The organism is Candidatus Hydrogenedentota bacterium, assembly GCA_019637335.1.
Taxonomy (GTDB): domain Bacteria; phylum Hydrogenedentota; class Hydrogenedentia; order Hydrogenedentales; family JAEUWI01; genus JAEUWI01.
In genome coordinates this window covers 36,012-44,634 of the sequence record JAHBVV010000007.1, presented here as the reverse complement: position 1 = coordinate 44,634, position 8,623 = coordinate 36,012, and the positions used below count along the sequence as shown (strand labels likewise).

Below are 8,623 nucleotides of genomic sequence, written 5' to 3'. Positions count from 1 at the left end.
CCCTCAGCAAGCCGGTGCCAGCCAAAGCCGTTTCTGCAAAAAGTCGGCCTCCTCAGCCAGTTCGTCATCCCTGAATTTATACGAAAACAGGCTTCGCATAGGCGGAACCGTTTCACCCATCGCATCCAGTCGCCGTTTGGCCCACATGGGAAGCGGCGAGAAGAAGTCAACTATCGTTGTCCCGGGAGGGCCGCGGCGTACAAGGTATTTTTGGGGGTTGCCGCGAACAGCGTCAAGTGCCAACTGAATCAACCAGGCATCGTCACAGCCTCGCCATTTACTTCGGGCCAATGGCAAGTCAATCAACTGCAGGGGCTGCCCATCCTTCAACTCCACGTAGCACCAGATGTCCGCTCCGTACAACTGGGGCCTTCGTCCGACAAACTTGCCGCACTCGTTAGTCGGCTCAACCCATCGGCCCCGGTAGAAGTCAACATTGGAATCTGGATTTATGATACGCAAAGCTGCGATCTCTCCGGCGGCACTGACGGTTCTCAATTGCTCATTGATCGAAACCAAGAATTGTTCCGGAGACCCTTTGGCGGGTGATCGAAGCCAGGCGTCCATAGAGAGTTCCAGAAAACCGAGTTCCTTCAGCCGCTCAAGATCATCGCCGTTTGTGGTTTGCAGAATGCGAGAATGCCCCGAGTATTCGATGCTCGCCTCAAGATCATTCGGCAGGGACGACACTCCATCCGCCGATATTCCCAGTAGAAGTAGGCTCCCGGTCAGCCGTGGGACACAACAGGGCGGAGCGCAGTACAGAAGCGTCCTGCCCCGGACAGCCGCATCATCTAAATCTGGTTCTTCCAGTTCGAGAAGATCTCCGTACGCAACAAGACTCTCAATCGTATCGTCCACAGTGCGAGCGAACGCTTCGCTATCATCGATGATGCCGCGATGTGCTCCCACCACCACACTTCCCAAGGTTCGCATCGGGCAAGGACAATAGAAGCTTGCAGCCCGACGGATAGTCGCGGCGACAACCTCCACCGATGTAAGGTCAAGTGCGTCCGCATCAAGTCGGAGGCTTTCTACAGAGCGGCGATGGATCTCGGCAATCGATACGACTTTCATCACTATGTCACTTTGCCTCGTATAGTCTTTAAGCTAATGCCGTGGTTGGAGCGACCCTGGAGCGATATAATTCCATGAATCTTGCTGCTCGGAGCACACCGGGCGCATCCATAAGGTAGGCGATATATTTGTCAATTGAACCCTCCGGCAATTCCGATGAGATCGCGCCATATGAAGCCAGGTAAAGCGCGAAAGCCGCTGCCACTCGCAGAGAGTTGTCAACTACGGTTCCGCCATCAAACTGTGGTGCCGGAAGGTGGAGGTGACGCTGGCTGAGAACCGCTAACACACCAATAGGGTCTGCGGTTTCTTCAAGACACTGGTCGTCAATCCGAGTGGCGATGCTATTGAGCAACTCCCGCTCGGCACGGCTATTGACGGTTCGACACGCTAGATTCAAGGGATCTGCGACACGATCAGTCACTAACTCGCGTTCCAATTGTGCCCATCGCTCGCCACATACCAGACAGAGAGTTTGGCGAAAGAGACTCTCAACCACAATTCTCTGAATTCTGATCGAGAAAATGTCTCCAGTGACCCGAGCAGATTTCCATCGCATCGCCAAGCATACAGTCACTTTGATATCTGATACATTGCGACTATAGCGTCTCAAGGTGTGATGCACCGCCAAATCTCCAAGCGTCCGGATCAGTGGAGGTATTATCACGCAACGTTCCAGTTCATCCGCTCGTGCAACGTACAGCCCAGGTCGGGCCGTCTGACTGGCTGTTCGCGACAGTACGTCGATTCCAATCATTTCGTTGCAATCTGGAGTTTCAACCGGATAAAACAAGACTTCTGGTTGCGTCGCTGTATCTCGGTCATCAAGCAGTTCGAGGCGGTATTGATCTCGCGAACGATGAACAATCCAACGCAACGCCGTGAACTCGCGCTCCGCCTGAAACCGATAGACACCCAATTCGCGGGCACTGATTCTAACCTCGCACATGTGGGCAACGTCATAGGCGTTTTGAACATCGGACTTTTCGCAAAAATGGCGGAAGAAGTGGTCACGCCAGAGGTTCACTCGCAACGGAAGGTCCACTGGCGGTAGATCCTTTTGAAGGATGGGGCGATGATCGCTCTTGCGATACAACCGAATGGAAAAGGTTACCTGACGGGTAGGCGGACCGAGTACTTCCAAATTCAGGTTGCCTTGCCACAACTGTTCCAGTGACGGTTGCGCCGGGTCCATCAGTACAAGAAATGCTCCATCGACACCGATGCCAGACGAAGGCGGGCGAGGATTCCGAATCCGGATTTCAAGAACTTCGGACTTGCGCGTGTTGCTTTCACCGTTAGTGATCTCCGAAATATACAGATGGTGAGTCCCTACGTCGAGTTCGGGAATCTGGACAAACACCGGCGCACCGGGATCATCTGGTACCACATCCAGCGTCACGTCCTCCAAAGCCAGACGAAAACCTTCCACTGAATGATCGGCGCGGAGGGCGATACAGGCATGATCGGTAGTCAGCCACTCGGCGCGCCCCTCGCCGTCCCAACGTGAGGGTATCAATCCAACCGGCCAGACGTGTGTTGTCCGTGAATAGCTAATTTCCAGATAACGCAGGTCTGCTGCCAGTTGTGCGTCAATAACCGGAGGTACATCAATTCTGACAGCCCAAATGCCCTCACAAGAAATCTTCACCCGCGTGAAAAGATCATTGCACGGAATCTCGCGGCCGTCGGTACACACAACGATATACTGGCAATCAGGCCGTATGAAGGTGCGGCTGACCTCTCCGGCTGATCCATCAGATGCAATCTTGAATGCCCACATCGCGTCGGGGCGTTGAGCGCACTCGGTTGCCAGTAAGTACTCAAGTTCAGGTGCCGATCGCTCCAGACAAATCAAGCTCTCGGCTGCTTCGGGCCATTTTCTCAATTGAACTTGTTGTCTTGAGTGAAGGAGACGGACAGCCGGCCAGTGGCGGCCCGATGATCCCACAACGGAAAAGCGGGTGTTCGTCAGAATCTCCAGGAACTTGGGGTACCGGTATCCCAAGCTGGATAAGTCGGGCAGTTCGAGAAAAACGTCCCACGTATTGTTGCTCGCCTGTCGCAAGCTGATACGCGGTTCCAGACTCATCACATGGGATCCGCCCCCCTGGCGATTCGGCGTAGCTTCTGGAGATTGTCCAATACCCCTGCCTGCACGCTTACCAAGGCGATGAAAGGCGATTTTGTCTCGCGCTATCTCCCTGGCGCTGCGCAGCCAATTGCGGGAGCGTTGTTCCTTGGCAAGGTCGCCACTGATGCGGGCGAGCGTATCAGGCAATATCAGTGCTCGCGAATCATTATCTTCCTCCATCAGAAGAGCTGCGGCAATTTGGCCGACTAACAATGGTTCCTGTAGAAGTTGCTGAAAGCGTGACGAGGTCCGCCAGCCGTGAGCGGCGACCAATTCCCCCAATAGGCGGGGTGATTCAAGGGTTTCTTGCGACAGGATATGGCGAACATTATAGAGTACTTCCGCCAGGTATGTTTGCATGTCACGCGGCAAAATCGCGTGCGTGATCGGCCAACAGATGATGGAAAAATGATTTGCCCAGGCTCCTGTCGGCCTGGCACCATGATACTTACTATGGAAACCAGCAAAACACCGCCGGATAAAATTCCTGTCACCGAAGCGCGTCCAGCCGGGGGTGTTGTCCTCAAATGTTTGCCAGTACTCATCGCCAGCGTAGATGTAACCAAATTCAGCGGCGTACACAACCCAAGCCAAGTGATGCCTGTCTAAGGGGCAATTGTTCGCGACGTGACCGCGCAATCCAGCAAAGAGTGCGTCAAGTTGCTGGTCCGCTAGTCCATGTTCGAGTGCAAACACAGGCTGATCGGGAGCGACTTTTCCACGCACATCGCGCAGCACCGCGAAATGATGCTCAAGATGTTCCTGCCATGTTGTCAAGTCGCTTGTCATTGGCTGCACCCAAGGCTGACACCCGCCCACAATCCGGTGTCCCAGTCCAAGTGTTTAACGTATTAGAATGGCTCCCACTAATGACATTGTTGTACGGCCTGTTGAATCACTTGTTCACCCACCGTTGTTGGAACCGCTTTGGTTCAATCGTTCAAGAATTCTGCACCGCGCAAACCGCTTGTAACTTTTGTCTCGCAATGCTCGTGGGACTATCCAGCGATGAAGGCAATATCCGGCTATCTCCGACACCGGTAGGACGCGAGCACGCACGTTCTGATGTTCGCCCAGCAGAATCTGCTTCCAGTTCTCTGCCAGCGGCACCGTGTACACTTCGCGTTCAATGCCGTGTTTGAGGATGGCGTCGCTATTAAGGCCAATCTCGTCCAGAGCTGCCCGTGCGACGCGGATCTTCCAGTTGGGACCCATACCAAATCGGTGTCCCGATGCGTAAGGATGGTCAAGCTCTTCGAGCAGTTCCCTCATCATGCCAAAGACATCACCTGTAAGATGGAAATGACCATAACCCTTTGTCTTTCCAATCCTCAGAAATTGGGGTCCCCCCGGAATGGCCAAACGATTGTACATGGACGAACGACCCAGCGCAGAAGTAGTCGTCACCAGGACTAGACGTGCGCGATTCTCTTTTTCGCTAATGACTCCGGCACGGCCGAGATACTTGGATTCATACATCTTCTTGACTTCGTTACTCCCGATGAGGGCCGCGACGAGTTTGCCGCAGATGAGACCGGAGTACGGTGGTACAGCGCCGACCACATAGGCGTCCATGACATGTACCAGTCGTTCCATCCGATCCTGGTGGGTCCAGCCGATCCACTGATCGCGTGCCGACAAATTGAAGACCGGATCACCTAGAGCGAAGATACCGATGAGACAGCCGTTCTGGCGATCACGCACCAAGAATCGCAATCGACGACCAAACCCTTGAGACACGGGTACCGACCACAATAGACTTGCCAGTCGAAATAGACGAGATTCGCACGTGTCGGCCGCAACTTCAACTAACTCGGGCTCAATTGCTTCCGGACACACGGACCTCCCAGTTGCAAAGTGGATTGCCAGTTCATCCCAGTATTGCTCGACAAATTGAGTGTTTGATGTTAGAATCTGCTGCCGCTGTGCCGCGTGCAGATCACGAATGCGGTCCTTGGTCAGCGCCCCTTCGACGTAATAGCCTTTGCAGTTTTTTTTGAAGCCAATTCCGGTGAGGTGGGCATGCAATGTCTTGCGAAGTTTTGAAGCAGTGGAACTCACCGTTTGGACTCCCGCCGAAACGTGTGAGCGGACGTATAATTCTGATAATCCGACTGTACACGCCACAAAGGTGAGAGGTGCATTTTGAGGCCTGGTCTCCCATCCGGCGAAGTGCGTATCGTGGCGAGGAGACTAAAGTATATTTGGTATTGTACGTACACGTGTTGCATTCCTCGATCGTCAACTATTACCGGCCCGATCAGACTCTCGTCCCTTCTTGCTGCTTGAAGCAAGTCCCGCCTCCAATTCCTCCAGCTTCTTGAGCAGGAACGGATGCGGGCGGCGGTGGCCGTTCTCCCACTGGTTGACCGTGCTGAACGACACACCCAGTTCCTGGGCGAACTTCTCCTGCGTCAAGCCCATGGCACTGCGCAGGCGCTTGACCAGCGCCGGAATGTCACGGTCTGCCATTGGCTGCGATTCCATTCTCGGTTATTCGATGTGCTATATTATCCGAAATGTGCGACGCAAAGCCAACGCGAAGGTCGGGCCGGAAGTCGAGGCCAACGAGGGCAATTCATCGGTGTTAGCGCGGGTCCAATCGAGCGCCATCTTCGGGATCGACGGCATACCGCTGTCCGTCGAGGTGGACAACTATCCCGGCATGAACAAGCTCACCATCGTGGGCCTGCCGGATGCGGCCGTAAAGGAGAGCCAGGATCGCGTCCACTCTGCCATCCGCAATTCGGGATATCGCGTGCCACGCGGCGTTACCGTGGTCAATCTCGCCCCGGCCGACATCCGCAAGGAAGGTAGCGCGCTGGACCTGCCCATCGCCCTTGGGCTGCTGGCCGCCAGCGAGCAGATCGGCGAAGGACGCATTTCGGAATACTCCGTGGTCGGCGAGTTGGCGCTCAACGGCATGGTCAGGCCGGTTGCCGGGGCGCTGCCGATGACGATTGCCGCGCGGGACCAGGGACTTTCGGGCATCCTTGTTCCCAAGGACAACGCCCAGGAAGCCGGAGTGGTACCCGGCATCCAAGTCATTCCGGTTGAGACGCTGGCTGATGCGGCAGCTTTCATGTCGGGTGCGGCTGATGTTGAGCCGTTCGTGACAGATATTGAGGGCCTTTTTCACAACAGGCGAAGCCATGTCCGTGATTTGAGCGACGTGAAAGGTCAGGCCCACGTCAAACGTGCCCTGACCATTGCTGCGGCGGGCGGCCATAACCTGCTCATGGTCGGCCCGCCCGGTACCGGCAAGACGATGCTCGCGTCCCGGCTGCCCGGTATCCTGCCTGATATGACCTTTGAAGAGGCGCTGGAGACCACGCGGGTCTACAGCGTGGCCGGGGTGCTCAGCGAAGGAAAACAACTGGTCACCCACCGTCCCTTTCGTGCGCCGCATCACACCGCCACCACGGTGGCCATCAGCGGCGGCGGACATGGCCAGCGTCCGATGCCGGGCGAAGTGAGCATGGCCCATAACGGCGTGCTGTTTCTTGACGAACTGCCTGAATTCAATCGCGGCGCGTTGGAAGTGCTGCGCCAACCGCTTGAGGAAGGCATGGTCCACATCAGGCGCGCGATGTACTCGATTACGTTCCCGTCACGATTCTTACTTGTCGTCGCCTTAAACTCGTGTCCGTGTGGATACCGGTCGCATCCGGTGAAACCATGTCGCTGTTCCATCGGGGAAATTCAGCGCTACATGAGCCGTCTCTCGGGGCCGTTGCTTGACCGCATCGATATTCACGTCGATGTGCCCGCGCTCAGCTACGATGAAATCTCCGACAAGCGGCCGAGCGGTCCGACCAGCGCCGAGGTTCGGGCCGAGGTGCAGGAGGCGCGAGACCGGCAACGAGCACGATATGACGGCAGATTTACCTGCAACGCTCACCTGGACTCTAAAGCCGTGCGCGAAACGTGCAACATGGAATCGGGAGCCGAGAAACTCCTCCAAAGCGCGATGGATCAGTTTGGCTTCAGCGCCCGCGCCTACGACAAGGTGCTTCGCGTGGCGCGGACCATTGCCGACCTATCTATATCAGACACGATTTCGGAGTCACATATCGGGGAGGCGGTGCAGTACCGTTCTTTAGACAGAGCACTAGTGACCGTTTAAAATTCCAACTGTTATTTAGCTCATACCGATCTTTCTATCGACTGGAAGAAGAATGCTGAACCGGATTATTGACAATACATACTTACATTCAGCAAGCCGCTGTATTTGCCGAGAGGCAAAAAGCGGTGATGATGTTGTCAATTTTCTTCGGCTCATTGGTGAGCTTTTGTCAGTCGATACCCTATGGTACGTTGCGGCCCAGGAAGGCCCCGTCTATCCAATATCACGAGATATAGCGAGTAAGTTCAATGAACTTGGCCTTGGCACATCGCGGAACGAGATTATCAGACGGCTACATATTGATCCCGCAGCTTATGAAACTGCGTGTCGTCAAGCAGCTTCGACACTTAGCAAGGAACTTGGGTATTTGAAAACGGTGTCAATGTCACCCGCGTCGACGCTAGTGCCTCAATTTGTCAATGAGTATAATCCAGATCAGACGTTTCACGAACTCCTGGTCCAAGGTACAAGCATACCAGAAACCGAATTGGGAACAGACGACGACATGTCGGCTAAAGCTGTTGCGTTTGTTCTGTCACGTCCAGAACTAAGAGAACAGATCTTACACTTGACGCGGAGTAATCAACCTTGGACCCCCGAGTCGACTGAACTCTTAAGTACAGTAGTTCGAATGTTGGTCTACATGTCGCTAGCGTCCAATAATGACATTGCATATTTGCCATCCGTATCCCGAGCACGTGCATATACGCTTACGACGCACATGCTCAACGAACTTGGCCTTCAGAATGGGGAGAAATCATCTCTTGTGGATACAGTCGGATATCGAGGAATATTGAAACGTCTGGTCAATTCCCTCGCAGTTACGGCTGGAGGCGACCCTGAGAAGATTCTTGTGAAAGCGTTCGAGCTACGTCCAGATCTCATGCGAGCGACCCGAGCAAAGTCAAGCTGGCCTCGTCTTTTTAAGAATGCAGATGCGCTTTGCGTAGATTTACATACCAAGGGTTTGCAGCTGTCGAGGACTTTAGAGCAGTTGTTGGGCGAAAGAGAGCAGCCACGTGGTTGGGGTTTTATTGAAAAATGGGTGGTGATGGGAATCCCGGTGCCTCACATCAAGCCCGAGAAACTCGTCCAATGGCTTAAGTTCAAGCGGGGTCGGCGACACCTTTTAAGAATCGCATCGAACATAATAGTTTCCAGCACTTCCGATTGTAGCGATGAGCATATTTGGGCTGCGCTCCTAAAGCGGTCAGGTGTTCCTGATGGACACATAAGACCTTCGTCGTTTTCGAGTGAATTCGATGCCACTGACAAACACTAAGGCT

The 8,623-nt window shown here is 54.4% G+C and carries 5 protein-coding genes; 1 reads left to right on the top strand and 4 read right to left on the bottom strand.

Annotation, left to right across the window (positions count from 1 at the left end; genetic code table 11):
- Nucleotides 1-3: 3 nt before the first annotated feature.
- From KF886_10170 to KF886_10155, 4 genes are all read right to left on the bottom strand, one after another.
- Entirely contained in the window at nt 4-1,077 is a 1,074-nt protein-coding gene (locus tag KF886_10170) for a hypothetical protein (protein MBX3177716.1), read from the bottom strand.
- Between the two features lie 28 nt (nt 1,078-1,105).
- Nucleotides 1,106-4,000, bottom strand: coding sequence for a hypothetical protein (locus KF886_10165; protein MBX3177715.1), 2,895 nt, complete (start codon nt 3,998-4,000; stop codon nt 1,106-1,108).
- Nucleotides 4,001-4,114: 114 nt separating this feature from the next.
- Nucleotides 4,115-5,272, bottom strand: coding sequence for a DUF4338 domain-containing protein (locus tag KF886_10160; GenBank protein ID MBX3177714.1), 1,158 nt, complete (start codon nt 5,270-5,272; stop codon nt 4,115-4,117).
- Between the two features lie 180 nt (nt 5,273-5,452).
- Nucleotides 5,453-5,698 (bottom strand): helix-turn-helix transcriptional regulator, encoded by a 246-nt coding sequence (locus KF886_10155; GenBank protein MBX3177713.1) that lies wholly within the window; start codon nt 5,696-5,698, stop codon nt 5,453-5,455.
- Nucleotides 5,699-5,795: 97 nt separating this feature from the next.
- Between KF886_10155 and KF886_10150 the strand changes: the two genes are divergently transcribed.
- A complete protein-coding gene (locus KF886_10150) occupies nt 5,796-7,337 on the top strand; it encodes a YifB family Mg chelatase-like AAA ATPase (protein ID MBX3177712.1) in 1,542 nt (513 codons plus the stop codon).
- The last annotated feature ends 1,286 nt before the right edge of the window (nt 7,338-8,623 follow it).